This is a genomic window from Escherichia coli DSM 30083 = JCM 1649 = ATCC 11775 (assembly GCF_003697165.2).
Taxonomy (GTDB): Bacteria; Pseudomonadota; Gammaproteobacteria; order Enterobacterales; family Enterobacteriaceae; genus Escherichia; species Escherichia coli.
The window spans coordinates 847275-872767 of record NZ_CP033092.2; the positions used below are offsets into that span (position 1 = coordinate 847275).

The window sequence follows — 25493 nt, forward strand, 5'->3', positions numbered from 1 at the left end:
TCAAAGAGACCGTTAATATATTAATCAGAGATTACCCGATAATCAGCATGAGATTTGTTAATATCCGCACATGCTAACAACAAACCAGATAAAGCATAAATCTGCCCTGTCTATGCATCAATAAAATGGGTCAAAAACAGGCTTTGATTTTATTATTTTGTGTCAATTGTGACACATTTTTTCAGTTTGATATTTCATCTCAATTATATAACTCTCATTGTCAGAATACTCCTGATGTTCATATCAATATAAAATACAGGTGAAGACATGTTATCAATATTTAAAACGGGGCAAGCGGCGGATAGTGTTCCGGCGGAGAAAATTCAGGTGACATATCGTCGCTATCGTATGCAGGCGTTACTTAGCGTATTTCTGGGGTATCTTGCATACTATATCGTGCGTAATAATTTCACCTTATCAACGCCTTATCTTAAAGAGCAATTAGATCTCAGCGCCACACAAATTGGCGTACTGAGTAGCTGTATGCTTATCGCCTATGGTATCAGCAAAGGAGTGATGAGTAGCCTTGCCGATAAAGCCAGTCCGAAAGTCTTTATGGCGTGTGGGCTGGTGTTATGTGCCATCGTTAACGTTGGCCTGGGATTCAGCACCGCATTCTGGATTTTTGCGGCATTGGTTATTCTGAATGGTCTTTTCCAGGGAATGGGCGTTGGTCCTTCTTTCATCACTATTGCTAACTGGTTCCCTCGCCGGGAGCGTGGTCGGGTTGGTGCTTTCTGGAATATCTCTCATAACATCGGTGGTGGTATTGTTGCACCGATTGTTGGTGCCGCTTTTGCCCTACTCGGCAGCGAGCACTGGCAAAGTGCGAGTTATATCGTTCCGGCCTGCGTGGCCATCGTTTTTGCGGTAATTGTGCTGATTCTCGGTAAAGGTTCCCCACATCAGGAAGGTCTACCCTCTCTGGAAGAGATGATGCCGGAAGAAAAAGTCGTCCTGAATACCCGACAGACGGTAAAAGCACCAGAAAACATGAGCGCCTTTCAGATTTTCTGCACTTATGTATTACGCAATAAAAATGCCTGGTATGTCTCACTGGTTGACGTATTTGTATACATGGTGCGCTTCGGGATGATTAGCTGGTTGCCTATTTATCTGCTGACGGTGAAACATTTTTCAAAAGAACAAATGAGCGTCGCATTTTTATTTTTTGAATGGGCCGCGATCCCTTCCACGCTACTTGCCGGTTGGTTGTCAGACAAACTGTTTAAAGGGCGTCGTATGCCATTGGCGATGATTTGTATGGCGCTGATTTTCATTTGCCTGATTGGCTACTGGAAAAGTGAATCGTTGTTTATGGTGACAATTTTTGCTGCCATTGTTGGTTGTCTGATTTACGTTCCACAATTTCTGGCTTCCGTTCAGACTATGGAGATCGTGCCCAGCTTTGCTGTTGGCTCCGCGGTAGGTTTACGTGGTTTTATGAGCTATATCTTCGGTGCATCTCTGGGCACCAGCCTGTTTGGTATTATGGTCGATCATATTGGCTGGCATGGCGGATTTTATCTTCTTGGCTGCGGTATTATTTGTTGCATCATTTTTTGCTGGTTATCACATCGTGGTGCAATTGAACTTGAACGTCACAGAGCCGCATATATAAAAGAGCACTAATTACCTTCCCCAGGGTCGTTTCCCTGGGGAGTGGAGCATATTATGATTTATAAGATATCTGGCAATCAGAGATTAATATGGAAATTTTATAAAACTGATGACAATAAATGGAGATGGTGTTGTCATGAGAAAAATGGATATCTTTTGTCTCAATCAGATAACGCATATAATTCGCAATTGTTATGCATTGAAAATGCTAAAAAACAGGGGTACTCAGACGAATCAGTCTTGCCACTTTTTCTACATATTTCCTACATTCAGGAAAAAGGCTGGAAATGGTATCAATGTTATGGCTGTGGATATATCGTAAAACAAGCATCTGTTTTCTTTCCGACATACCAAGCATGTATCATTGATGCTGAACAAGAATGTATTGGTATACTAGTTCAACTGTCTGAAAAAACTTGAGCCACCCCTTGAAATGCCAGACAGTGGATGTATCTTAAGTTAACGTTACCCGCTGACGTCGATATTCTCGCGGAGAGCGATAACCCAACGCACTGTGCGGATGGTTTTCATTGTAATGCTCGATCGCTACTGCAAGGTTATGCACTGCCGTTCTTACATTCGGTTTCGGCATGAACGCGATGTAGTCTTCCTTCATCGTTTTCACGAACCGTCTGCCATTCCATTACTCTGAGGACTGCTGACTGCCGTCGTGCAGGGCTCCAGATTCAGCTCTCTGGCGAACTGCCGTGTTTCATGCGCTCTGTACGCTGAACCGTTATCTGTCAGCCACTGGATGGGCTCTTCCGGCACTTTATCGCCAAAGCCTTTTTCTATCGCTCCTGACATCACATCCTGTACTGTCGCTTTATCGTAACCTCCCGTACTGGCTGCCCAGTCGATGGCTTCACGATCACAACAGTCCAGGGCGAACGTAACCCGGACTTTTTCGCCATCATCACAACCGAACTCGAAGCCATCAGAACACCAACGCTGGTCGCTTTCCTTCACCGATATTCGGCCTTTATGTTCCCGCTGCAGCCGTGATGGTTTGTCATGTAACAACAACAGGCTGTTTTCGCTCATTATTCGGTAAACGCGCTTTGCATTCACGAACGGCAAGCCTTCATTTCGGGACTGCCGTCTGAGTATCGCCCAGACACGGCGATACCCATATGCTGGCATATCGCCAATGATATCCAGGATGCGCGATAAGACTTCTGCATCCGCAGCCTCATCGCGTCTCTGACGCCGTTTATCTGGCTTGTTATCAGATGCCTTCATCCGTAATGTTAGCTGCGCACGCGACACGCCCAGAACACGGCTTACCGGAGCTATTCCTTGTCCGAAGGTAACAAGGGCACATGCGCTATCCATTTTCGCGATTGTGCGTACTCCACCGCTTCTTTGAGGATCTCAACTTCCATTGTTTTCTTGCCCAGTAAACGCTGAAGCTGATTAATCTGCTTTATCGCAGCGGCCAGTTCAGAAGCAGGAACAACGTCTTCACCGGCAGCAACAGCAGTGAGGCTTCCTTCCAGGTATTGTTTTTTCCACTTAAACAACAGGCTGGGCTGAATGCCATGCAAACGTGCCACGTGGGACACAGTCATGCCAGGCTCCATAGTCTGTTGAATAATTGCGATTTTTTTTCTGAGGTGTTTTACGTTTACGCACCTCTTTTCCTAACAAAACGCCAGCAATCTCAAAATTAGAACTAGTGTTAGACATATATCCAAGCCTACCTCTTATTTTAAGATACATCTACTGTCTGGTATTTCAGGGGGCCAGTCTAGTATTTCACTGTGTTGTATTGAATCTGTATTTTCTTCGCACCTCGTTTATCTCATCTCTATAGACAATGCCATCAGATAACTCATACCCTTCAGCACAACGCTGTGTGTCGTTAATAATCCGTCGTATCCATTCTGTTACAGCATGCCTGATAAATACCATCTGTAAGTTATTACCGTTTTAGATCTGATTATGAGCGAAAGCATTAATTCGTTCACAGAGCTTAAAACATCATTAACTTTCAGGAGTCATCAACATGCCTAAATCTTACACACCAAACTGGTTTTTTACCGCTTTACTTGACAATCACATCAATCAAATGATGGCACGCTATTCCTGCCTGCGGGCCTTACGCATGGATTTCTTCTACAGGAAAGATACGCCTGATTTCTTACAACCTGATCATCGCTGGCTTGAATTGCAGTTGCGTATGCTGCTGGAGCAGGTGGAACAATTTGAAAATATCGTTGGCTTCTTCTGGGTGATTGAATGGACGGCTGATCATGGTTTTCATGCGCATGCGGTTTTCTGGATCGATCGTCAGAGGGTTAAAAAAATATATCCCTTTGCGGAGCGGATTACGGAATGCTGGCGGTCTATTACGCATAACAGCGGTTCGGCGCACTGCTGTACATATCAGCCGCATTATACATACAACATCAACATTCCTGTGCGCCATAACGAGCCTGAAAGCATCGATAATATTCGCGGTGCCCTGCATTATCTGGCGAAAGAAGAGCAAAAAGACGGGCTGTGTGCCTACGGCTGCAGTGAAGTTCCTGAGCGTCCTGCAGCAGGGCGTCCACGTAAGCTTCAGAAGTGAAGATTAAACCTTGAGTTTCCTGGCCCGGAAATACTCCGTTAGTAAAAACTTACCGCTCTGCTTAATGATGTGAACCGAAGTCAACGGAGATCATTCATCCTGAACCTGTATCCGGTGTTCGCCTCTTGTCGGTGACCTGATCTTCCCGTTCTGTTTCGGTTCTTCACGTATTCCATCAACCCCATCCGCAAACCATAACACGTCAGCTCATTCACGGGCAGGACGCGTTGTGGGCTGCGCATAACGGAGCATATCTTATGAATGCTATTCCTTATTTCGACGATAGCCTTGCCCCCTTCTGGCCATCTTATCAGAGCAAAGTCATCGGCGTTCTTGAGCGTGCGCTGCGTGAACAGTCCTGCTCCCGGGTACGGCGGATCCTGCTTCGTCTGCCGTGGGAACATGACAACGCCTTCAACAGCAGACAGACCTGGTTTGGTATGGATTTTATCGAAACCGTCAGTGCGCTGATGAATGCGAAACCCGGACGCGACCTTTGCTGGCTCCTGACCCGTCATCCGGAAAAGCCGGAATACCACGTGGTGTTATGCGTCAGACAAGAGTATTTCGACGGCCCTGAACTGGATCGGCTGATTCTGGATGCCTGGAGCAACGTACTGGGCTTCGCATCACCGGGTGAAGCAGCACCGTACCAGAAGCAGATCACCCGGGATGTGGTGCTGGACAGTCGTTCACCGGACTGCGAAGACATCCTCAAAGACTTGATCTGGGCGTTCAGTGATTTCGCCCGCGATCGTCGTGGTGTGTGCGATCCGGAAGCCCGTTGCCTCGCCGGTAATCCCGGCTATCCCGGATCTGCAGGACTGTTCTGAAAGCTCAGTTCAGCAGATTCACCCGCATTTGCCCAACCTCCATAAATCTCACAGAGGACATCCTGACTATGTTGACCTCAATAACAGGCCACGACAGTGTATTGCTGCGTGCCGACGATCCCCTGATCGACATGAACTACATCACCAGTTTCACTGGCATGACAGATAAATGGTTTTACAAGCTGATCAGTGAAGGTCATTTCCCTAAACCCATCAAACTGGGGCGCAGCAGCCGCTGGTACAAAAGTGAAGTGGAGCAGTGGATGCAGCAACGAATCGAGGAATCCCGGGGGGCAGCAGCATGAAACGTGTTGTAATGCCGGTACGCTGGCAATGTGCAAAATGCCAGCGCTGGTATTGTGGAACCCGGCCCTGCCCCTGGTGCTGGCGACATTTACGTTCATCTTCTTGCAGACATTCTCCAGTCAGCCTGCAGGTTATAGCTATTCCTGACTGATTCGTCATTCTATTCTTATTGATTATAACTGGCATTACACCGGTGCCGGAGTGTTTTTCTGTAAGTCTGCGCCGGTTCAGTAAATTAGAAAAGAAACATCTGTCAACGCCAAGATTGTTAGTCGTTACGCCTTATATCACTGGCGCTGACATTTATCTGTTTCAGTGAAGCATGCCCACAGATTGAGTTATTAAGTTGTGGAAGAACAACTCTGCCCCGCCTGCTTCTCTCCTTTCAGAAGCCAGTATGTTGCCATGCCCCGTCTTAATGGTGAGCGCTGAACCATACCTGCTTTTTCCAGTAATAACAGGTAATAGCGGGCCTGGTAATCCGTTACCGCCAGCGCCTCCGCAATTTCTGCCGTTTTCCCTCCATCATGCCTGTTCAGAAATTCCAGTATTTCATTCTTCATATATTCACTCATCTCACTGTAACAAAGTTTCTTCGAATAATAAAAATCATGCTTTCTGTTATCAACGGAAAGGTATTTTTATTCTCTGTGTTTGCTGTGTTTGCTGTGTTTGCTTTATTTGTGCAATTTAGTGAATTTGCTTTTTATTTGCTTTATTTGATATGTATCACATTTTGCGTTTTATTTTTCTGTGAAAAGAAAGTCCGTAAAAATGCATTTAGACGATCTTTTATGCTGTAAATTCAATTTACTATGATGTTTTTATCTGATCGCATTCTTATTATTAGTGTTTTATTCTAGTTTAATTTTATTTTGTGGGTTAAAAGATCGTTTAAATCAATATTTACAACATAAAAAACTAAATTTAACTTATTGCGTGAAGAGTATTTCCGGGCCGGAAGCATATATCCAGGGGCCCGACAGAAGGGGGAAACATGGCGCATCATGAAGTCATCAGTCGGTCAGGAAATGCGTTTTTGCTGAATATACGCGAGAGCGTACTGTTGCCCGGCTCTATGTCTGAAATGCATTTTTTTTTACTGATAGGTATTTCTTCTATTCACAGTGACAGGGTCATTCTGGCTATGAAGGACTATCTGGTAGGTGGGCACTCCCGTAAGGAGGTCTGCGAGAAATACCAGATGAATAATGGGTATTTCAGTACAACACTTGGGAGACTTATACGGCTGAATGCTCTTGCAGCAAGGCTTGCACCTTATTATACAGATGAGTCGTCGGCATTTGACTGAATGATGGCATTCCGGAGTTATCTTACAGATAAAAAGAAGTCCTTATCAGAAAGCAGACAGGTTATATCAGTATTCTGTCGATAAATAACCTGCCCTGAAAATACGAGAATATTATTTGTATTGATCTGGTTATTAAAGGTAATCGGGTCATTTTAAATTGCCAGATATCTCTGGTGTGTTCAGTAATGAAAAAGAGGTTGTTATTTATGATTAAGTCGGTTATTGCCGGTGCGGTAGCTATGGCAGTGGTGTCTTTTGGTGTAAATGCTGCTCCAACTATTCCACAGGGGCAGGGTAAAGTAACTTTTAACGGAACTGTTGTTGATGCTCCATGCAGCATTTCTCAGAAATCAGCTGATCAGTCTATTGATTTTGGACAGCTTTCAAAAAGCTTCCTTGAGGCAGGAGGTACATCCAAGCCAATGGATTTAGATATTGAGTTAGTAAATTGCGATATTACAGCTTTTAAACAAGGTCAAGCAGCTAAAAACGGTAAGGTTCAATTATCTTTTACTGGGCCACAAGTAACGGGGCAGGCTGAAGAATTAGCAACTAACGGCGGTACGGGCACAGCTATTGTAGTTCAGGCTGCAGGCAAAAACGTTTCTTTCGATGGGACTGCAGGTGACGCTTATCCCCTGAAAGATGGTGATAATGTTCTTCATTATACAGCTCTTGTGAAAAAAGCGAATGGCGGTACTGTTTCTGAAGGTGCTTTTTCTGCAGTTGCAACCTTTAATTTAAGTTACCAGTAATTCATCTGATTTTTACAGGGTGAGGCAAGACCCACCCTGTGTCTGACAACGACATTTAAGGTATGAAGAATTTTTGTGTTCTGTTTGTGATGTATTTCTGGAGTACATTACTTCATGCTGTATCTTCAGAGCCATTTCCTCCGCCCGGCATGACCCTTCCTGAATACTGGGGAGAAGAACACGTATGGTGGGACGGCAGGGCTGCTTTTCATGGTGAGGTTGTCAGACCTGCCTGTACTCTGGCGATGGAAGACGCCTGGCAGATTATCGATATGGGGGAAACCCCGGTTCGGGATTTACAGAATGGTTTTTCCGGACCTGAAAGAAAATTCAGCCTCCGGCTCAGGAACTGTGAATTTAACAGTCAGGGTGGGAACCTTTTCTCTGATTCCCGGATAAGGGTGACTTTCGATGGCGTCCGGGGTGAAACGCCGGATAAGTTTAATTTATCCGGTCAGGCAAAAGGAATTAATCTGCAGATAGCTGATGCCAGGGGGAATATTGCCCGGGCAGGGAAAGTAATGCCTGCAATACCATTGACGGGTAATGAAGAAGCGCTGGATTACACCCTCAGAATTGTGAGAAACGGAAAAAAACTTGAAGCCGGAAATTATTTTGCCGTGCTGGGATTCCGGGTCGATTATGAGTGAGTCACTCCGGTGAGATGTCCGGTTATTTATCTTTTTTGTGAATCTGGTGATGCGTGGAATGAAAGACAGAATACCTTTTGCAGTCAACAATATTACCTGTGTGATATTGTTGTCTCTGTTTTGTAACGCAGCCAGTGCCGTTGAGTTTAATACAGATGTACTTGACGCAGCGGACAAGAAAAATATTGACTTCACCCGTTTTTCAGAAGCCGGCTATGTTCTGCCGGGGCAATATCTTCTGGATGTGATTGTTAACGGGCAAAGTATTTCTCCCGCATCGTTACAGATTTCATTTGTTGAACCTGCGTTGTCAGGAGATAAGGCAGAAAAAAAATTGCCGCAGGCCTGTCTGACATCAGATATGGTCAGACTGATGGGGTTAACAGCAGAATCTCTGGATAAAGTTGTTTACTGGCATGATGGTCAGTGTGCGGATTTTCATGGGTTGCCGGGAGTGGATATTCGTCCTGATACCGGAGCGGGCGTATTACGCATCAATATGCCGCAGGCCTGGCTTGAGTATTCTGATGCCACCTGGCTGCCTCCCTCACGCTGGGACGACGGCATTCCCGGACTGATGCTGGATTATAACCTCAACGGGACGGTTTCCCGTAATTATCAGGGAGGAGACTCTCATCAGTTCAGTTATAACGGGACTGTGGGGGGGAATCTGGGGCCCTGGCGCCTGCGGGCTGACTATCAGGGAAGCCAGGAGCAGAGCCGCTACAACGGGGAAAAAACGACAAACAGAAATTTCACATGGAGTCGCTTTTATCTGTTCCGTGCCATTCCACGATGGCGGGCAAACCTGACGCTGGGCGAGAATAATATCAACTCAGATATATTCCGGTCATGGAGTTATACGGGAGCCAGCCTGGAAAGCGATGACCGGATGCTGCCGCCCAGACTGCGAGGCTATGCACCGCAGATTACCGGGATTGCGGAGACTAATGCCCGTGTTGTGGTGTCGCAGCAGGGACGGGTGCTGTACGACTCGATGGTCCCCGCAGGGCCATTCAGTATTCAGGACCTGGACAGTTCAGTTCGCGGACGTCTTGATGTTGAGGTTATTGAACAGAATGGACGGAAGAAAACCTTTCAGGTCGATACAGCCTCGGTTCCTTATCTGACGCGTCCGGGACAGGTCCGGTATAAACTTGTCTCCGGTCGTTCCCGTGGATACGGGCATGAGACCGAAGGGCCTGTATTTGCGACCGGAGAGGCATCCTGGGGGCTCAGTAACCAGTGGTCGCTGTATGGCGGGGCTGTGCTTGCCGGTGATTATAATGCACTGGCAGCCGGTGCCGGCTGGGACCTGGGTGTGCCGGGGACCCTTTCCGCTGATATCACGCAGTCAGTAGCCCGTATTGAGGGAGAGAGAACGTTTCAGGGAAAATCCTGGCGTCTGAGCTACTCCAAACGGTTTGATAATGCGGATGCCGACATTACGTTCGCCGGGTATCGTTTCTCAGAGCGAAACTATATGACCATGGAGCAGTACCTGAACGCCCGCTACCGTAATGATTACAGCAGTCGGGAAAAAGAGATGTATACCGTTACGCTGAATAAAAACGTGGCGGACTGGAACACCTCTTTTAACCTGCAGTACAGCCGTCAGACATACTGGGACATACGGAAAACGGACTATTATACGGTGAGCGTCAACCGCTACTTTAATGTTTTCGGACTGCAGGGTGTGGCGGTTGGATTGGCAGCCTCAAGGTCTAAATATCTGGGGCGTGATAACGATTCTGCTTACCTGCGTATATCCGTGCCGCTGGGGACGGGGACAGCGAGCTACAGTGGCAGTATGAGTAATGACCGTTATGTGAATATGGCCGGCTACACTGACACGTTCAATGACGGTCTGGACAGCTACAGCCTGAACGCCGGCCTTAACAGTGGCGGTGGACTGACATCGCAACGTCAGATTAATGCCTATTACAGTCATCGTAGTCCGCTGGCAAATTTGTCCGCGAATATTGCATCCCTGCAGAAAGGATATACGTCTTTCGGCGTCAGTGCTTCCGGTGGGGCAACAATTACCGGAAAAGGTGCGGCGTTACATGCAGGGGGAATGTCCGGTGGAACACGTCTTCTTGTTGACACGGATGGTGTGGGAGGTGTACCGGTTGATGGCGGGCAGGTGGTGACAAATCGCTGGGGAACGGGCGTGGTGACTGACATCAGCAGTTATTACCGGAATACAACCTCTGTTGACCTGAAGCGCTTACCGGATGATGTGGAAGCAACCCGTTCTGTTGTGGAATCGGCGCTGACAGAAGGTGCCATTGGTTACCGGAAATTCAGCGTGCTTAAAGGGAAACGTCTGTTTGCAATACTGCGTCTTGCTGATGGCTCTCAGCCCCCGTTTGGTGCCAGTGTAACCAGTGAAAAAGGCCGGGAACTGGGCATGGTGGCCGACGAAGGCCTTGCCTGGCTGAGTGGCGTGACGCCGGGGGAAACCCTGTCGGTAAACTGGGATGGAAAAATACAGTGTCAGGTAAATGTACCGGAGACAGCAATATCTGACCAGCAGTTATTGCTTCCCTGTACGCCTCAGAAATAAATGAAAGTCCGGAATATTAACGGCTGATGAATGCGGTTATGCCATTTTCCGGACCAGGTGAAATTACAGAATGTGGAAATTAAGTATGATTCGAAAAAAGATTCTGATGGCTGCCATCCCCCTGTTTGTTATATCCGGGGCAGACGCTGCTGTTTCGCTGGACAGAACCCGCGCGGTGTTTGACGGGAGTGAGAAGTCAATGACGCTTGATATCTCCAATGATAACAAACAACTGCCCTATCTTGCTCAGGCATGGATAGAAAATGAAAATCAGGAAAAAATTATTACAGGGCCGGTTATTGCCACCCCTCCGGTTCAGCGCCTTGAGCCGGGTGCGAAAAGCATGGTCAGGCTGAGTACCACACCGGATATCAGTAAACTTCCTCAGGACAGGGAATCACTGTTTTATTTTAATCTCCGGGAAATACCGCCGAGGAGTGAAAAGGCCAATGTACTGCAGATAGCCTTACAGACCAAAATAAAGCTTTTTTATCGCCCGGCAGCAATTAAAACCAGACCAAATGAAGTATGGCAGGACCAGTTAATTCTGAACAAAGTCAGCGGTGGGTATCGTATTGAAAACCCAACGCCCTATTATGTCACTGTTATTGGTCTGGGAGGAAGTGAAAAGCAGGCAGAGGAAGGTGAGTTTGAAACCGTGATGCTGTCTCCCCGTTCAGAGCAGACAGTAAAATCGGCAAATTATAATACCCCTTATCTGTCTTATATTAACGACTATGGTGGTCGCCCGGTACTGTCGTTTATCTGTAATGGCAGCCGTTGCTCTGTGAAAAAAGAGAAATAATGTACCGCAATAACGGTTAAATGCGGGTGGGATATTATGGTTGTGAATAAAACAACAGCAGTACTGTATCTTATTGCACTGTCGCTGAGTGGTTTCATCCATACTTTCCTGCGGGCTGAAGAGCGGGGTATATACGATGACGTCTTTACTGCAGATGAGTTGCATCATTACCGGATAAATGAACGGGGGGGGCGCACCGGAAGCCTGGCCGTCAGTGGTGCACTGCTGTCCTCCCCCTGCACGCTGGTGAGTAATGAGGTGCCGTTAAGCCTCCGGCCGGAGAATCACTCTGCGTCAGCCGGAGCACCTCTGATGCTGAGGCTGGCAGGATGTGGGGACGGTGGTGCACTTCAGCCCGGAAAACGGGGCGTTGCGATGACAGTCTCCGGCTCACTGGTAACCGGTCCCGGAACCGGAAGTGCTTTACTTCCTGACCGTAAGCTATCCGGCTGTGACCATCTTGTTATACACGATGGTGATACCTTTTTACTGTGCCGGCCTGACCGGCGGCAGGAGGAGATGCTGGCCGCCTGGAGGAAAAGGGCGACACAGGAGGGTGAGTATTCTGATGCCAGGAGCAATCCGGCCATGCTGCGTCTGAGCATAAAATATGAGTAAGGGAATGTGATGATAAAAAGCACAGGCGCTCTTTTACTGTTTGCCGCACTGTCTGCCGGACAGGCAATAGCCTCAGATGTGGCATTCAGGGGTAATCTGCTTGACAGACCCTGCCATGTGTCCGGTGACAGTCTGAATAAACATGTCGTCTTCAAAACCCGGGCGTCCAGGGATTTCTGGTATCCGCCCGGACGTTCGCCGACAGAGTCGTTTGTCATCAGGCTGGAAAACTGCCATGCAACAGCAGTTGGCAAAATTGTGACCCTGACCTTTAAGGGAACGGAAGAGGCGGCCCTCCCGGGCCATCTGAAGGTAACCGGAGTGAATGCCGGCCGGTTAGGCATTGCACTGCTGGACACCGATGGCAGCAGTCTGCTGAAACCCGGCGCTTCCCATAACAAAGACCAGGGGGAAAAGGTTACCGGAAACAGTCTTGAGCTTCCTTTCGGCGCGTATGTTGTGGCAACGCCGGAAGCCCTGCGGACGAAGAGTGTGGTACCCGGTGATTATGAAGCAACAGCCACGTTTGAATTGACATATCGTTAGCAAAATTTTTGTACAGGATATTTCAGATGAAAAAGATAAGAGGTTTGTGTCTTCCGGTAATGCTGGGGGCAGTGTTAATGTCTCAGCATGTACATGCAGTTGATAATCTGACCTTCAGAGGAAAACTGATTATTCCTGCCTGTACTGTAAGCAACACAACTGTTGACTGGCAGGATGTAGAGATTCAGACCCTGAGTCAAAATGGAAATCACGAAAAAGAGTTTACTGTGAATATGCGGTGTCCCTATAATCTGGGAACAATGAAGGTTACGATAACGGCAACAAACACTTATAACAATGCTATTTTAGTTCAGAATACATCAAACACATCTTCTGATGGGTTACTCGTTTATCTTTATAACAGTAATGCAGGAAATATTGGGACTGCGATAACTTTAGGGACTCCATTTACGCCCGGAAAAATCACAGGTAATAATGCAGATAAAACTATATCACTTCATGCCAAACTTGGATATAAAGGGAATATGCAGAATTTGATAGCCGGTCCTTTCTCTGCAACAGCAACGCTGGTTGCATCATATTCGTAATAGTATCAACTAAAATACGTTAATTTTATATCTCGTAAAATAAAATGTTTTCTGTGCCGCTCTCCGGAGGGGGGATGATTCGTTTATCATTATTTATATCGTTGCTTCTGACATCGGTCGCTGTACTGGCTGATGTGCAGATTAACATCAGGGGAAATGTTTATATCCCCCCATGCACCATTAATAACGGGCAGAATATTGTTGTCGATTTTGGGAATATTAATCCTGAGCACGTGGACAACTCACGTGGTGAAATCACAAAAACCATAAGCATATCCTGTACGTATAAGAGTGGCTCACCCTGGATAAAGGTCACAGGTAATGCAATGGCTGGGCAGACTAATGTACTGGCAACAAATATAGCCAATTTTGGTATAGCGTTGTATCAGGGAAAAGGAATGTCAACACCTCTTACATTAGGTAATGGTTCAGGAAATGGTTACAGAGTGACAGCAGGTCTGGACACAGCACGTTCAACGTTCACCTTTACTTCAGTGCCCTTTCGTAATGGCAGCAGGACACTGAATGGCGGGGATTTCCGGACCACGGCCAGTATGAGCATGATTTATAACTGAGTCATACCTAAATGAATAACTGTAATTACGGAAGTGATTTCTGATGAAAAAATGGTTCCCAGCTTTGTTATTTTCCTTGTGTGTGTCTGGTGAGTCCTCTGCATGGAATAATATTGTCTTTTACTCCCTTGGAAACGTTAACTCTTATCAGGGAGGGAATGTGGTGATTACTCAAAGGCCACAATTTATAACTTCGTGGCGCCCGGGCATTGCTACGGTAACCTGGAATCAGTGTAATGGTCCTGGGTTTGCTGATGGTTCCTGGGCTTACTACAGGGAGTATATTGCGTGGGTAGTATTCCCCAAAAAGGTTATGACCAAAAATGGATATCCCTTATTTATTGAGGTTCATAATAAAGGTAGCTGGAGTGAGGAGAATACTGGTGACAATGACAGCTATTTTTTTCTCAAGGGGTATAAGTGGGATGAGCGGGCCTTTGATGCAGGTAATTTGTGTCAGAAACCAGGAGAAACAACCCGTCTGACTGAGAAATTTGACGATATTATTTTTAAAGTCGCCCTACCTGCAGATCTTCCTTTAGGGGATTATTCTGTTACAATTCCATACACTTCCGGCATGCAGCGTCATTTCGCGAGTTACTTGGGAGCCCGTTTTAAAATCCCATACAATGTGGCCAAAACTCTCCCAAGAGAGAATGAAATGTTATTCTTATTTAAGAATATCGGCGGATGCCGTCCTTCTGCACAGTCTCTGGAAATAAAGCATGGTGATCTGTCTATTAATAGCGCTAATAATCATTATGCGGCTCAGACTCTTTCTGTGTCTTGCGATGTGCCTGCAAATATTCGTTTTATGCTGTTAAGAAATACAACTCCGACATACAGCCATGGTAAGAAATTTTCGGTTGGTCTGGGGCATGGCTGGGACTCCATTGTTTCGGTTAACGGGGTGGACACAGGAGAGACAACGATGAGATGGTACAAAGCAGGTACACAAAACCTGACCATCGGCAGTCGCCTCTATGGTGAATCTTCAAAGATACAACCAGGAGTACTATCTGGTTCAGCAACGCTGCTCATGATATTGCCATAAATGGTTTATCCGGAGCCGGATAGAGTGTTGTGGATATCTGGGATGCCCCGGGAAGTCACCTTTCAGCCACTTCATTTATGGATTATACGCGGCCTGCACTGAGTTACGTCCATGTAGCTCATCTGACGTTCAGCCGCTTTATCTCGTGCTGTTCTGGTCTCAATACTTCCATGCCGTTGCAATTACCTCTTAAACCATTCCTTACCATTTTCATGTCTTCGATAAGAAATCTTCATCATGCATGATCGATTTTGTCGATCGATTCGATCGAATTTTCTCTTTTTACCCTGTCTTTTGCATGGTTTTAAAATAAGCAACCTTCTTTATCGTGCGGGTAAGAACCAACGGAGATGATTGAAATGAAAAAGGTTATTGTTGTTTCAGCGCTTGCTATGGCGGGCGTATTTTCAGCCCAGGCTCTGGCTGATAGGGGTAAAACAGGCTTTTATGTGACCGGTAAAGCTGGTGCTTCGGTTGTGACTCAGACTGACCAGCGCTTCCGTCAGGACTTTGGGGATGATGTTTATAAGTATAAGGGCGGTGATAAAAACGATACTGTATTTGGTGCAGGCCTTGCGGTGGGCTATGATTTTTATCAACATTACAATGTTCCTGTGCGCACGGAAGTGGAATTCTATGGCCGCGGAGCTGCAGACTCCCATTATACACTGGATACATGGCATTCTCCGATGGGGGATGGTGGTCGGGAAGACACACAGAACAGGCTCAGTGTGAATACCCTGATGGTGAATACGTATTATGACTTCAGAAACAGCAGTGCATTCACTCCATGGGTGTCTGTTGGACTGGGTTATGCACGGATACATCATAAGGCAACATATACTGATACCTCCTGGAATAAATCTGGTGAGGTGAGCGATATTTCTGCGTTGCATTACTCGGGATATGATAACAATTTCGCATGGAGCATTGGGGCCGGTGTTCGCTATGACATAACCCCGGATATCGCTCTTGACCTCAGCTATCGCTATCTGGATGCTGGTAAATCCTCCCTGTCTTACAAGGATGCAGAAGGGGATAAATATAAATCAGAGGCTGACGTTAAAAGTCACGACATCATGTTTGGTGTGACTTATAACTTCTGACGACACTGCTCCTGAGCGATAATTACACATATTCAGTAATTAAGATATTTATATATCTTCTGCAACTAAACAGAAATACCCTGCAGTAATATACCGCAGGGTTATTTGTTTCACAGGAGATTTATGGTTTTTATTATCTTATTCCCTTTATAATAATATTACCGATATATTCCGATGAATATCAGAAAACTGTTTTGTCCGGGCAATACACCCCGGATTTTATTGTTTTTATTCTTTTTTGTTGTTTCTGTCATAACCACAATTGCATGCGGATACACTGAGAAGAATGCCACCGGGAATGTGTTGCTGCTGTTCCTTCTTCTGCTCCTTGCACACAGAAATACCCTCACATCCATTACAGCGCTGTTATTTCTGTTCTGTTGTGCACTGTATGCGCCTGCCGGTATGACGTACGGTAAAATCAACAACAGTTTTATTGTCGCGTTGTTGCAGACCACAACTGATGAGGCAGCGGAGTTTACCGGGATGATTCCTGTTTATCATTTTCTGGTCAGTGCCGCGATTCAGGTATTCATGGTGATTTTCTGGCGAACACACCGCCGTGGTCACCGTAACTGGCTGGCACTGCTGCGTATTACCGTGAAGGAGATCGGTGAGTAACATCGATGGAGATCGGTTCGTGTCACTTTCACAGAACCGTTTTTAAATTACCTTCACTGATCTCCTTCGGTCAACGGTGATTGTATTTTCCGCATTGATTCTCCTTTAAGTTCGATCTTGATACTGCCATGAACCAGTCGATCTAGGATGGCATCCGCATGTGTGGAGTCTCCGATCATTTTGTACCAGTTTTCCACCGGCAACTGGCTCACTACGATGATTGAGCCTCGTTGGTACATCAGATCCACTATTTCCAGCAGGTCGCTACGCTGTTCTGATGAGAGAGGTTCCAGCCCCCAGTCATCCAGAAGCAGCAGATCGCTATTATTCAGCCTGGTCAAAAGTTTGCTGTATCTTCCATCAGCATGCCCCTGATAGCACTGTTCCATCAGCGCTTTAAGGCGATAATAGTAGACCTTGTATCCCTGTCGGCAGGCATTATGACCAAGTGCACATGCCAGGAACGTTTTACCGCTGCCGGTGGCCCCGGTCAGTAAAATATTTTGTTTCAGGGTTAACCAGTTTCCCTGACTGAGTGAACGGATGAGGGCCCTGTCCAGCCCTCTATTGTTACGATAATCCAGCTTTGATAACTCAGCATTAAGTCTGAACCGTGCATGTTTGATCAGACGCTCTGCCTTCCTGTTTTCACGGCAGGTTAGTTCTTCTGCTGTCAGTAATGACAGGCGTTCTTCGAAGCCCAGCTCCTGGTATGTGCCCGGCTGAGCAAGTTGCTTTTTAAGCGCATCACGGAAGCCGGTGAGTTTAAGTGCGGTCAGTTGTTCGTAAAGATGATTCATCATTGGATCCCGTATCAGTGGTAATACTCACTGCCGCGTACGTTTTCGTGTTCCATCGTGGATAACAGATCTGGTTTTGGATCCTGAACAGGTTGTTTATCCAGACCTTTTTCCAGGATCGATTTAATACCTGACAGACGCCATACCTTTGTTTTCAGAGCTCTTGCACATGCTGCATTAAGTCTGGCTTTACTGTATTTTTTATGAAGGTTCAGGAGTCCAAGGCAGAAGCGATAGCTTTGTTCCGGATGTGGACGAGAGTTCAGTATATGAAGCACATAACTATGAGTTTCACTGCCTATGTGCCCCGCCCATTCCAGAAGACGCTCTGGCGTCCAGGTGGCATGCTGTCGATGAGCTTCAGGCATGTGCTCGTTGCGGGTACTGTAGCCATAAGTACGCTTGCGCGGGTGCACAGCAACCTCCTGCCCCTGATTGAAGAGTCTTACCAGTTCTCCGGAGATCCATGCTTCCAGTTGCTGGCCTAACAGCGAACATGGAACCGAGTAGTAATGTTTGTCGATTTCCACGTGGTAATCGGCATGAACTCTGACTTTCTTCACCAGGGTGTAACTGTAACTGGCTTCAGGAAGAGGCTTCAGTGCGGGTTTATCAAGCTGGATGAAGAGTTCTGCACGTGAATAACCCAACTTCTGCATTATTTTGTTATTCAGTCTTTCCAGCAACTCCCGAATGCGCTGATTAAGCGATGCAAGGCTGTAGAAGATCTCATGCCTGATTCGGGCCATGATCCAGCGTTCAACAACCTGAACGCCAACTTCAGCTTTGGCTTTATCTTTCGGTTTACGTGGCCGCGCAGGCAAAACTGCGACATTATAATGCTCAAGCATCTGCTGGTAGGTAGGGTTAACGTCAGGATCATACTTACATGCCCTGGATGTGGCGCTTTTCAGATTGTCCGGAACAACAAGTTCAGGAACGCCACCCAACCACTGGAAGCAGCGAACATGACTCATCACCCAGTCTTCAAGCTGCTGAGACCAGGTGGCCTCTGCCCATGTGTAACTTGATGCCCCGAGAACAGCTACGATGACCTGAGCAGTTCTTATTTCTCCGGTCTCAGGGTCGGTAACGCCAACGGTAGGTCCACAGTAATCAACGAAAAGTTTTTCGCCAGCTTTATGTACCTGACGCATTGATGGTGAAGTGGTTTTGAGCCATTCACGGTACATCCGGCAGTAATGGTTATAGCTGTAAAAACCGCCTGGATTACGCTCACAGTATTCTTCCCAGAGTAGCTGCAGCGTCACGCATTTATTACGCAGTTCCCGGTGTACTGTAGCCCAGTCAGGCAGAGAGTGCTTCTTCATCTTAACCTGGGTCTGAAGGAACGCATGTTTTAGTTTTGTATCATCCCATCCTGTAGGTAAGGGCCACTGCTTTATGCCAAGTTGAGCCGCCCGATTAGCATATCTGGATACAACGGAAGGGGAGATTGCAAGACTACGACCAATTTGTCGATGGCTGAGTCCAACACCGTATTTAAGCCTAAGAATTTCTTTAAGTTTTCTCATAGAAATTGGAACTGTTGGCATAGGTATCCTTTACCGGAATGGCAAAAGATACAGATCAACACACCTGTGAAGTTCCAATAACATTGATGGAGATCACTGAATAACAAAATGAGTCAAAAGTGATCTCCATCGATGTTATTCAGCGATCTGTTCAAATGTTATTACCCGATCTCGATGGAAGTTATTGAGTGATCTCCTTTCATGAAAATACGCAACTGCTGCTGTTCGTATTATGCTCAGTAAACAGCTGGCCGTTGCGGATGGTTAAAGGAACTGTTGTGGGGACAACTGACACATTGCGTGAAATGCAGCGTTATAAACAACTGAATCAGCACGGGGCTGACAACTGGAAAATCCTGCCGGGTGTACCGTTGTATGACACGATTGTTATCGTCACTGGTGAGAGTGTGCGCAGGGATTATATGTCGGTATATGGCTATCCCGTGCCAACCACGCCGTGGCTGAATACAGCTCCCGGTTTATTTATTGACGGCTATACATCGGCAGCAGCCAGTACCGTACCTTCCCTGAGCCGGACACTGATTTATGACTATGAGCAGAACCCTGACTCCGGCAACAACGTGGTGGCGCTGGCAGCAAAAGCAGGATACAGCACATGGTGGATATCCAATCAGGGAAAACTGGGGGAGCATGATACACGCATCTCTGTTATTGCTTCTGATGCGGAGCATACCGTTTTCCTCAAGAAAGGCAGCTTTGCTTCCCGTAAAACGGATGACATGTTGTTGTTACAGGAAACAGAACGTGCACTGGCGGATAAATCCTCTCCGAAGGTGATATTCCTGCACATGATGGGGTCTCATCCGAACCCGTGTGACCGGCTTCACTCCTGGCCGAATCATTACCTGGAGCAGTATCCCCGAAAGGTTGCCTGTTACCTCGCCAGCATCAGTAAACTGGATAACTTTCTCGGTCAGCTTGATGGTATCCTTCGCCGGCATTCCCGTCATTTCGCCATGCTTTACTTTTCTGACCATGGTCTGTCGGTCAGCGACAGCGCTAATCCTGTTCATCATGATGGTCATGTGCAGGGAGGCTACAGCGTTCCCCTGATTATTACCGCCAGTGACATCACGTCTCATCAGTCCGTCAGCAGAAAAATCAGTGCCCGTCATTTCGCAGGTATTTTTCAGTGGCTGACCGGCATTCGTACTGAAAATATACCGCCATTCAATCCGCTGACAGACGAAGATAATGAACCCGTTATGGTTTTTAACGGGGAGAGGAATGTACCGGCAGACAGTCTGAAACCGCAGCCTCTGATTCTTCCGGACAGAAGATAATCATGTCGGTATGAATGTTATAATTAAGGACCGTGCAATAATAGCCATTCCATTCAGCCATCTTACGCTCGAAAACAATCGATAAGATGGCTACTCACCATTCCTGCTCTAAACCTGACGCCTCTCAAGACTATTATAAATAGCCTCAATCTCACCCTTCAGGTTATCACCGCAATAAACCATTGAGGTATCGTATCGTTCATATCGCGCTTCCCGTGTCGCACTAAACCAGTTGAACGATCCCACGCATAGCAAACCATCATCACCAATAACAATTTTGCTATGAACACGGTTTACCAGCTTTGTAGCAATACCCAGCGCATTCAGTTTCTCCAGCGCCGCTTTAAGGTTCTGCTGCTTCTCTTTTCGCTTCTCAAAATCTTTATGTTCAGTGTTGTAGCTTCTGTCAGTGACTATCGTGACGTTAATACCACGTGAACACGCCGCAATCATAGAATCAAGAAAACCGGTTTGCTCCAGCTTTTGCCAGGTCAGCCATGGAGAAACTATCGTGATGTGTTTATCGGTATTTTCGAACGTCTGATTCAGGAAGTTATCATGCTGCTCCACACCATGAAGTGTGTAGATTTTGGTCTCGGAAGTTTTTAAATCCTTACGCTCTTTATAATCAAAAGAGAGCGCATTCTTCTCTGACTCAAAGAGGTATTTTGCCAGTAATCCCCGTGGAGATGAGGCTGGCTGGACCTCAAACAGATCCATATCGCCGAAGACCAGGAAGCTATCCTTCGCACGGGAGACTGCAACATTCAGCATGCTGTTATCGCTATCAATAAACCCGCCGTCTTCATGTTTTGAATAGACTGGCGAGAATATAACAATCGCTCTTTCCGCTCCCTGAAGAGAGTGCACGGTGCCCACTGTGAGCGACTTTTCATTCGCGCCCGTACTGATACCTTGTTTACCCAGCGCCTGTTTGATAGTGGATACCTGCGCGCTAAAAGGCGTCACGATACCGACAACTTCATGAAGCGATTTGCCGTAATGCGCTTCAATATTTTGCTGGTTCTCTGCCAACCAGGCCGCTATCGTTTCAGCCTCAAGCAAATTATATCTACTTCCACTACTTGCCTGCTCTCCTTTACCATCAATATGGAGATAACCCATTGCGGGCATTAAATTGCTCTCTTCACGCCCTCTTTTAGGCAACAACTTACCGTGATAGCAGAGCGTATTACAGTATCCAATAATATTATCGAAGCACCGGCGGTGTTCATATAGGTACATACCACGAGCCAGTTCGGGATCATATTGATAGCGCGAAGCAAACTGCGCTATTTTCATAACGCTGCCAGATGCGGCACTTTTACCAAGGTCTGCGATTGCCGTATATTTCTCGGTAATCTCTTCTTGCGTACTGCCAGACAGAATTTTTTCCGCAAGCATGTTACCGACATCAATCGCGGGAGCAATACTCCATATTGGCGGGATCTGCTCCGTATCGCCAATCACTAATGCCTTCTTAGCTAATGCAAACGAGGCAGCAGCCACTTCAGGAAGCACCTGCCCGGCTTCATCGACAATGAGTAAATCGGCAAAATCATACAAATAACTTTTCTCGAATTTACGTTGTCCTTTGTGCTCACTTATCTGCATATTGCCGGGCAGCATATAGCATGTCATCACCACACATGGAGTGAGTTTCATTCGACGTTGCCAACGGGCGGTTACCCCTTTAGCGCCTTTTTTCTTCTTCTCTTCCTGCAGATCATCAATTCTGGCCATATCCATCAGCCAACGACCTTCCCAGTAGTGAGTCGTCAGTAAAAATGCAGGGAAGCGAATCTGCGTATCAGCCAGTTCATCGGCCTGTGAGAAGCTCAGTTCCTCGTCGCCCTCATACCCTAAATCAAATGCCAGCCTCTGCCACTCCTGAACCGCCTGCTGTTCTTTAAGAACGATTTCATGGGCGGAGTCAATCTGCTGCCGGTATGTTGTTTGCTCGCGCTCAGCGGAATTGAGCAGCCCATCAATATTACGTTCGATAGTTTCAGGATCAGACCACTGATTTCCTGCAATCAGCGCGCCTAATTTATCTTCGAGAAACAGCTGTATTTGGTACTGTCGCTTACTACGAACCGCTGGGAGCCAGGAAAATAATGAATAGATCAGTGATTCACCGGCGCGATATTTTTTCCATTCCGTTTTAGCACTCTTCAGTAGAGTGACTTTTTGTTCTTGTCCGGAAAGTAATTTATTTAAATTATCGAGATATTGCTCAATATCATTAGCAATAAGCTCACGCGCAGCCCGTACCTGGCTTAACGTTTGCCATGTTGCGTTCAGTCTTTTCAATTGCTCGGATTTTGCTACCAACTGACCATGCAGGAGTTCAATGACCTTTTCAGGGGATGAACACTCTTTTTCAGGAAAAGCTGCCTTAGCTTTCTCGAGATAAAACAGCAGTGCATCCTCTACATACTCTTTTGACTCAACCTGGTTGAAGAAATCTTCAGTTTGATATTTTTTGGCTGCCTCAGCTTTACGAGTGCTTGAGGGAAAATAAGCGCCGAAGCTTTTCAGCTCAGGTAACCATCGTCCGGCCATTGCACCAGTGCCCTGTGAAAAATCTTTCCCGAACGCTTCGATAATGTTCGTTACAGCCTGGTTGTTCGTTGAAGTCGCGATAATAACCGGAGGCTCAGATTTTTCGAGAGCCGCTCTGGCCCACTGCGTGGCGATGATAGAAAGCACCAGCGTGGTTTTTCCGGTTCCCGGAGGTCCATTAACAGCAAGGATATCGCCATGTCTTGCATCCAGAAAATGGCTTAAGGCATCGCGCTGAGCCTTTGCCAGCGGAAACTTATCTCCGGAGTGTCCAAGCCTGTCGCTGAATTTTGCTCCTGGGGCCAGCAAAGACTCTGCAGCATGAACCTCTCGCGAGGCGAAGCGATTGAAGAGCGGCACATCCTTCTTGCAAACAAGCAGGTGATCATAAAGCGAAAGGATATGGAAACTGGCACCACCAGATTGCGCCGTTTTAACAATATAACCGTGCTCAGCGAGTTCATATTGCTCAGGATTTTTAATCCAGTCGCCGGCAACGTTCTTCAGCAGCCTCTCTGAATCATCCAGATATTGACGCCACTCCTGCTGCAAGGCTGCATATCGTGCTTCCCGTTCTTCATCCGTTTCGGCAGTCTTATCAATGCTGTCATCAAAGTTGATAGAGAACGAGGTATGGATTGTCTTGTATTTGTCATACTGCCCAATCTCACCAATCGAAAATGCTCCTTTTGGCAAAGGTTCAAGCAGGTCTCTGGGAATGGAGGTCGCTGGCGTCGGATATAAAAAACCCTCACGGCTTAGCAAGGCTGGCGTCACTAGCGGGGTAACAATATCAGGTGCGCCTGCGGAACGGTCCTTACCATGCTGCAGTAACCGGAAATAAACTTTTGGGCGCAAGACGACATCGACCGTTTCGACATCGTCTTTTTCTCCCTCAAAAAATTTACTGACAATCGCTTCGTCAAGACGTCCCGCCGCTATCCCATGCCAGTGAGTGAAATTTTTGGCGTCTTTCCGTTCAAAACTGCCCTTTCCTGACTCAGCATCCGCAAGCGAGTTGCGCCAGTATGAGGCAAACCCTAAAGCATTTTCATCCATTACCAGTCCCATGACTCAATGAAATCCATTGATTTATCGAATATAAAATCACCGTATGGACAGCTATTGTCCATATTGAAAAAGTTGGATGCAATGTTTTGTTTATAATTCGATATCAAATGAACTGGTTGTACGAGGTTCAGAACACAAGCTCATTAAACAGTACGTCAGGACTGTTGATTTCATAACAGTGAATACATTTTTTACCGTTTATAATAATTGCCTGTGTTGGACGGGGATACCAGAGCAGCCGAAAACACCGGGGGTTATTACCTGCTCTCATGGAAACCATATATTCCTGGTGCTAATCACAGTCATAAATAGCCTGAAGAACATGACGAAGGGACTTTAATGGACGCCGGAGTAACTTGCCAGAACATCAATCTTCGTCATCATTTACAAAGAAAAATAATCAGTTAAAGCAGTCCGGGCTGATTGCCCGGACTGCTTACTATTTTAATGGATTGTTAATCTTTGCATATTCAAACGGACTGATACCCTTCTCCCGGTTCGCATCCAGAAAATCGGCCCACCATTGCAACATCAGTCGCCGTTCTTCCAGATGTTCTGCTTTATGGATATACGCAGCACGTACACCATTACGCTCCTGATGGCTCATCTGACGTTCCACAGCATCGCGGGACCACAAACCTGATTCAATCAATGCACTGCACGCCATCGCCCGGAATCCATGGCCACAGACTTCCTGGGTTGTGTCATACCCCATCACCCTCAGGGCCTTATTTACAGTATTTTCACTGATTGGTTTACGCGGGTCATGTGCACCCGTAAATATCAGACCATTTTCACCAGCCCATGTCTGAAGTTCTGTCAGTATGGCTACAGCCTGTTTGCTGAGTGGCACAAGATGTGGTGTTCGCATCTTGGAGCCCCGGTGTGAGAATTTTACGCCGGGCAGAGGTTCGCGTTCGGCTGGAATAGTCCACATGGCATTGTCAATATCAATTTCAGACCACCGGGCGTATCTGAGTTCACTGGAACGAATAAAAACCAGTAAATTCAGCATAACGGCAAGCTGGGTGACAGGTTGCCCCTTGTAACTGCTAATACGCGACAAAAGTTCAGGCAGGCGAGAAAGATCAAGAGCGGGGCGATGCTGGCGTTTTACCGTGGTCAATGCACCAGCCATATCCAGAGCCGGGTTATATCTGATGATGCCAGACTGTACGGCGTAACGCATTACAGCAGATATTCTTTGCTGCAGACGACTGGCGATTTCATAAATTTGTTTTGCTTCTGCAGCACGAACAGGAATAAGCAGGTCCGGGGTACTGAGTGTTGTGATATCCCGGTTGCCGATAAAGGGGAAAACGTGTGTCTCGAGGCTTTTGAGTACTTTATCGCTGTGTGATTGTGCCCATTGTTTATTACTGGCATGCCAGCGTCGTGCAATATGTTCAAAAGAGAGCTGTAAATCAGGGACTACTTTTTTAACTCTTTTCTGTTCGCAAGGGTCAATCCCCTCTGAAATCAGTTTTCGGGCCTCATCCCGTTTTGTACGAGCTTCGGAGAGAGAAACTTCCGGATACACACCAAGTGCCAGGGTTTTCTCCTTACCCAGAATACGATAACGGAGACGCCAGTAACGGGAACCATTAGGATGAACCAGCAGGAACATGCCGGCCCCGTCAGTGAGTTTATAAGCCTTGTCAGTGGGCTTTGCAGCCCGGATTTTTGCGTCAGTCAGTGCCATAGTTCAGCCTTCTGAATGCGTTA

Annotated in this window: 21 protein-coding genes and 3 pseudogenes; 18 read left to right on the forward strand and 6 right to left on the reverse strand. The window is 46.7% G+C overall.

The window, feature by feature from the left end; translation table 11 throughout:
* The first annotated feature begins 267 nt into the window (after positions 1-267).
* On the forward strand, positions 268-1632 hold the full coding sequence (pgtP, locus tag EAS44_RS04920) for a phosphoglycerate transporter PgtP (RefSeq protein WP_000948756.1): 1365 nt from the start codon (positions 268-270) through the stop codon (positions 1630-1632).
* A 42-nt stretch (positions 1633-1674) separates the two neighbouring features.
* Positions 1675-2040, forward strand: coding sequence for a hypothetical protein (locus EAS44_RS04925; RefSeq protein ID WP_000639467.1), 366 nt, complete (start codon positions 1675-1677; stop codon positions 2038-2040).
* Positions 2041-2074: 34 nt separating this feature from the next.
* Here EAS44_RS04925 and EAS44_RS04930 read toward each other — a convergent pair.
* A pseudogene (locus EAS44_RS04930) lies at positions 2075-3309 on the reverse strand (IS3 family transposase).
* Between the two features lie 319 nt (positions 3310-3628).
* On the opposite strand from EAS44_RS04930, the gene EAS44_RS04935 reads away from it, so the two are divergent.
* The 3 genes from EAS44_RS04935 (at position 3629) to EAS44_RS04945 (ending at position 5333) form a co-directional block, all read left to right on the forward strand.
* Complete coding sequence (locus tag EAS44_RS04935) at positions 3629-4195, forward strand: inovirus-type Gp2 protein (protein WP_001126806.1); 567 nt, start codon at positions 3629-3631, stop codon at positions 4193-4195.
* Between the two features lie 257 nt (positions 4196-4452).
* Complete coding sequence (locus tag EAS44_RS04940) at positions 4453-5028, forward strand: hypothetical protein (protein ID WP_000991571.1); 576 nt, start codon at positions 4453-4455, stop codon at positions 5026-5028.
* Positions 5029-5096: 68 nt separating this feature from the next.
* On the forward strand, positions 5097-5333 hold the full coding sequence (locus tag EAS44_RS04945) for a helix-turn-helix transcriptional regulator (protein WP_000958091.1): 237 nt from the start codon (positions 5097-5099) through the stop codon (positions 5331-5333).
* 342 nt (positions 5334-5675) lie between these two features.
* Here the strand turns inward: EAS44_RS04945 and EAS44_RS04950 are convergent, their stop codons facing one another.
* Positions 5676-5909 (reverse strand): FaeA/PapI family transcriptional regulator, encoded by a 234-nt coding sequence (locus tag EAS44_RS04950; protein ID WP_000006207.1) that lies wholly within the window; start codon positions 5907-5909, stop codon positions 5676-5678.
* Positions 5910-6331: 422 nt separating this feature from the next.
* Here EAS44_RS04950 and EAS44_RS04965 point away from each other — a divergent pair, with 422 nt between their 5' ends.
* From EAS44_RS04965 to EAS44_RS05025, 12 genes and pseudogenes are all read left to right on the forward strand, one after another.
* Complete coding sequence (locus EAS44_RS04965; RefSeq protein ID WP_000930062.1) at positions 6332-6646, forward strand: adhesin biosynthesis transcription regulatory family protein; 315 nt, start codon at positions 6332-6334, stop codon at positions 6644-6646.
* Between the two features lie 206 nt (positions 6647-6852).
* Entirely contained in the window at positions 6853-7401 is a 549-nt protein-coding gene (papA, locus tag EAS44_RS04970; RefSeq protein ID WP_000597759.1) for a P fimbria major subunit PapA, read from the forward strand.
* 62 nt (positions 7402-7463) lie between these two features.
* Positions 7464-8051 carry a fimbrial protein gene (locus EAS44_RS04975; RefSeq protein WP_001350743.1) on the forward strand — a complete coding sequence of 196 codons (588 nt, stop codon included), beginning with the start codon at positions 7464-7466 and terminating at the stop codon, positions 8049-8051.
* A gap of 58 nt (positions 8052-8109) precedes the next feature.
* On the forward strand, positions 8110-10620 hold the full coding sequence (gene papC / locus EAS44_RS04980) for a P fimbrial usher protein PapC (RefSeq protein ID WP_000654934.1): 2511 nt from the start codon (positions 8110-8112) through the stop codon (positions 10618-10620).
* Between the two features lie 85 nt (positions 10621-10705).
* Entirely contained in the window at positions 10706-11425 is a 720-nt protein-coding gene (locus EAS44_RS04985; RefSeq protein ID WP_001363619.1) for a molecular chaperone, read from the forward strand.
* 36 nt (positions 11426-11461) lie between these two features.
* Complete coding sequence (locus EAS44_RS04990) at positions 11462-12043, forward strand: pilus-assembly fibrillin subunit (protein WP_000261303.1); 582 nt, start codon at positions 11462-11464, stop codon at positions 12041-12043.
* 9 nt (positions 12044-12052) lie between these two features.
* Positions 12053-12589, forward strand: a complete 537-nt coding sequence (locus EAS44_RS04995) for a fimbrial protein (RefSeq protein ID WP_000597711.1) — start codon at positions 12053-12055, stop codon at positions 12587-12589.
* 26 nt (positions 12590-12615) lie between these two features.
* Complete coding sequence (gene papE / locus EAS44_RS05000; protein ID WP_000723802.1) at positions 12616-13137, forward strand: P fimbrial minor subunit PapE; 522 nt, start codon at positions 12616-12618, stop codon at positions 13135-13137.
* Between the two features lie 74 nt (positions 13138-13211).
* Positions 13212-13712, forward strand: coding sequence for a P fimbrial tip protein PapF (gene papF, locus EAS44_RS05005; protein WP_000620429.1), 501 nt, complete (start codon positions 13212-13214; stop codon positions 13710-13712).
* A gap of 43 nt (positions 13713-13755) precedes the next feature.
* Positions 13756-14766: a P fimbria tip G-adhesin PapG-II gene (gene papG-II, locus EAS44_RS05010; RefSeq protein WP_000758687.1), complete on the forward strand. Its 1011-nt coding sequence runs from the start codon at positions 13756-13758 to the stop codon at positions 14764-14766.
* A gap of 359 nt (positions 14767-15125) precedes the next feature.
* Complete coding sequence (gene tia, locus EAS44_RS05020; protein ID WP_001350744.1) at positions 15126-15872, forward strand: invasion outer membrane protein Tia; 747 nt, start codon at positions 15126-15128, stop codon at positions 15870-15872.
* 174 nt (positions 15873-16046) lie between these two features.
* Positions 16047-16463, forward strand: a pseudogene (locus tag EAS44_RS05025) (phosphoethanolamine transferase domain-containing protein); the annotation flags it as partial.
* An 83-nt stretch (positions 16464-16546) separates the two neighbouring features.
* On the opposite strand, the gene istB reads toward EAS44_RS05025, so the two are convergent.
* Positions 16547-17293, reverse strand: coding sequence for an IS21-like element ISEc12 family helper ATPase IstB (istB, locus tag EAS44_RS05030; protein ID WP_001016257.1), 747 nt, complete (start codon positions 17291-17293; stop codon positions 16547-16549).
* A 14-nt stretch (positions 17294-17307) separates the two neighbouring features.
* The gene (istA, locus tag EAS44_RS05035) at positions 17308-18849 is read right to left on the reverse strand and encodes an IS21-like element ISEc12 family transposase (RefSeq protein ID WP_001298859.1); all 1542 of its coding nucleotides are present in this window, start codon (positions 18847-18849) and stop codon (positions 17308-17310) included.
* 194 nt (positions 18850-19043) lie between these two features.
* On the opposite strand from istA, the pseudogene EAS44_RS05045 reads away from it, so the two are divergent.
* Positions 19044-20132: pseudogene (locus tag EAS44_RS05045) on the forward strand (phosphoethanolamine transferase); the annotation flags it as partial.
* 108 nt (positions 20133-20240) lie between these two features.
* On the opposite strand, the gene EAS44_RS05050 reads toward EAS44_RS05045, so the two are convergent.
* Together EAS44_RS05050 and EAS44_RS05060 are read right to left on the reverse strand one after the other, a co-directional pair.
* Entirely contained in the window at positions 20241-23756 is a 3516-nt protein-coding gene (locus EAS44_RS05050; protein WP_000344091.1) for an AAA domain-containing protein, read from the reverse strand.
* Positions 23757-24207: 451 nt separating this feature from the next.
* Positions 24208-25470: a tyrosine-type recombinase/integrase gene (locus EAS44_RS05060; RefSeq protein ID WP_001218820.1), complete on the reverse strand. Its 1263-nt coding sequence runs from the start codon at positions 25468-25470 to the stop codon at positions 24208-24210.
* Positions 25471-25493: the final 23 nt, after the last annotated feature.

Excerpts from the sequence above, each read along its gene's own strand:
- EAS44_RS04935 (WP_001126806.1), top strand. The coding sequence starts at position 3,629 with ATGCCTAAATCTTACACACCAAACTGGTTTTTTACCGCTTTACTTGAC.
- EAS44_RS05060 (WP_001218820.1), bottom strand. The coding sequence starts at position 25,470 with ATGGCACTGACTGACGCAAAAATCCGGGCTGCAAAGCCCACTGACAAG.
- EAS44_RS04950 (WP_000006207.1), bottom strand. The coding sequence starts at position 5,909 with ATGAGTGAATATATGAAGAATGAAATACTGGAATTTCTGAACAGGCAT.
- EAS44_RS04990 (WP_000261303.1), top strand. The coding sequence starts at position 11,462 with ATGGTTGTGAATAAAACAACAGCAGTACTGTATCTTATTGCACTGTCG.
- EAS44_RS04965 (WP_000930062.1), top strand. The coding sequence starts at position 6,332 with ATGGCGCATCATGAAGTCATCAGTCGGTCAGGAAATGCGTTTTTGCTG.
- pgtP (WP_000948756.1), top strand. The coding sequence starts at position 268 with ATGTTATCAATATTTAAAACGGGGCAAGCGGCGGATAGTGTTCCGGCG.
- papE (WP_000723802.1), top strand. The coding sequence starts at position 12,616 with ATGAAAAAGATAAGAGGTTTGTGTCTTCCGGTAATGCTGGGGGCAGTG.
- EAS44_RS04925 (WP_000639467.1), top strand. The coding sequence starts at position 1,675 with ATGATTTATAAGATATCTGGCAATCAGAGATTAATATGGAAATTTTAT.
- papC (WP_000654934.1), top strand. The coding sequence starts at position 8,110 with ATGAAAGACAGAATACCTTTTGCAGTCAACAATATTACCTGTGTGATA.
- EAS44_RS04985 (WP_001363619.1), top strand. The coding sequence starts at position 10,706 with ATGATTCGAAAAAAGATTCTGATGGCTGCCATCCCCCTGTTTGTTATA.
- papG-II (WP_000758687.1), top strand. The coding sequence starts at position 13,756 with ATGAAAAAATGGTTCCCAGCTTTGTTATTTTCCTTGTGTGTGTCTGGT.
- EAS44_RS04975 (WP_001350743.1), top strand. The coding sequence starts at position 7,464 with ATGAAGAATTTTTGTGTTCTGTTTGTGATGTATTTCTGGAGTACATTA.
- EAS44_RS04940 (WP_000991571.1), top strand. The coding sequence starts at position 4,453 with ATGAATGCTATTCCTTATTTCGACGATAGCCTTGCCCCCTTCTGGCCA.
- EAS44_RS04995 (WP_000597711.1), top strand. The coding sequence starts at position 12,053 with ATGATAAAAAGCACAGGCGCTCTTTTACTGTTTGCCGCACTGTCTGCC.
- EAS44_RS05050 (WP_000344091.1), bottom strand. The coding sequence starts at position 23,756 with ATGGATGAAAATGCTTTAGGGTTTGCCTCATACTGGCGCAACTCGCTT.
- istA (WP_001298859.1), bottom strand. The coding sequence starts at position 18,849 with ATGCCAACAGTTCCAATTTCTATGAGAAAACTTAAAGAAATTCTTAGG.
- papF (WP_000620429.1), top strand. The coding sequence starts at position 13,212 with ATGATTCGTTTATCATTATTTATATCGTTGCTTCTGACATCGGTCGCT.
- istB (WP_001016257.1), bottom strand. The coding sequence starts at position 17,293 with ATGAATCATCTTTACGAACAACTGACCGCACTTAAACTCACCGGCTTC.
- tia (WP_001350744.1), top strand. The coding sequence starts at position 15,126 with ATGAAAAAGGTTATTGTTGTTTCAGCGCTTGCTATGGCGGGCGTATTT.
- EAS44_RS04945 (WP_000958091.1), top strand. The coding sequence starts at position 5,097 with ATGTTGACCTCAATAACAGGCCACGACAGTGTATTGCTGCGTGCCGAC.
- papA (WP_000597759.1), top strand. The coding sequence starts at position 6,853 with ATGATTAAGTCGGTTATTGCCGGTGCGGTAGCTATGGCAGTGGTGTCT.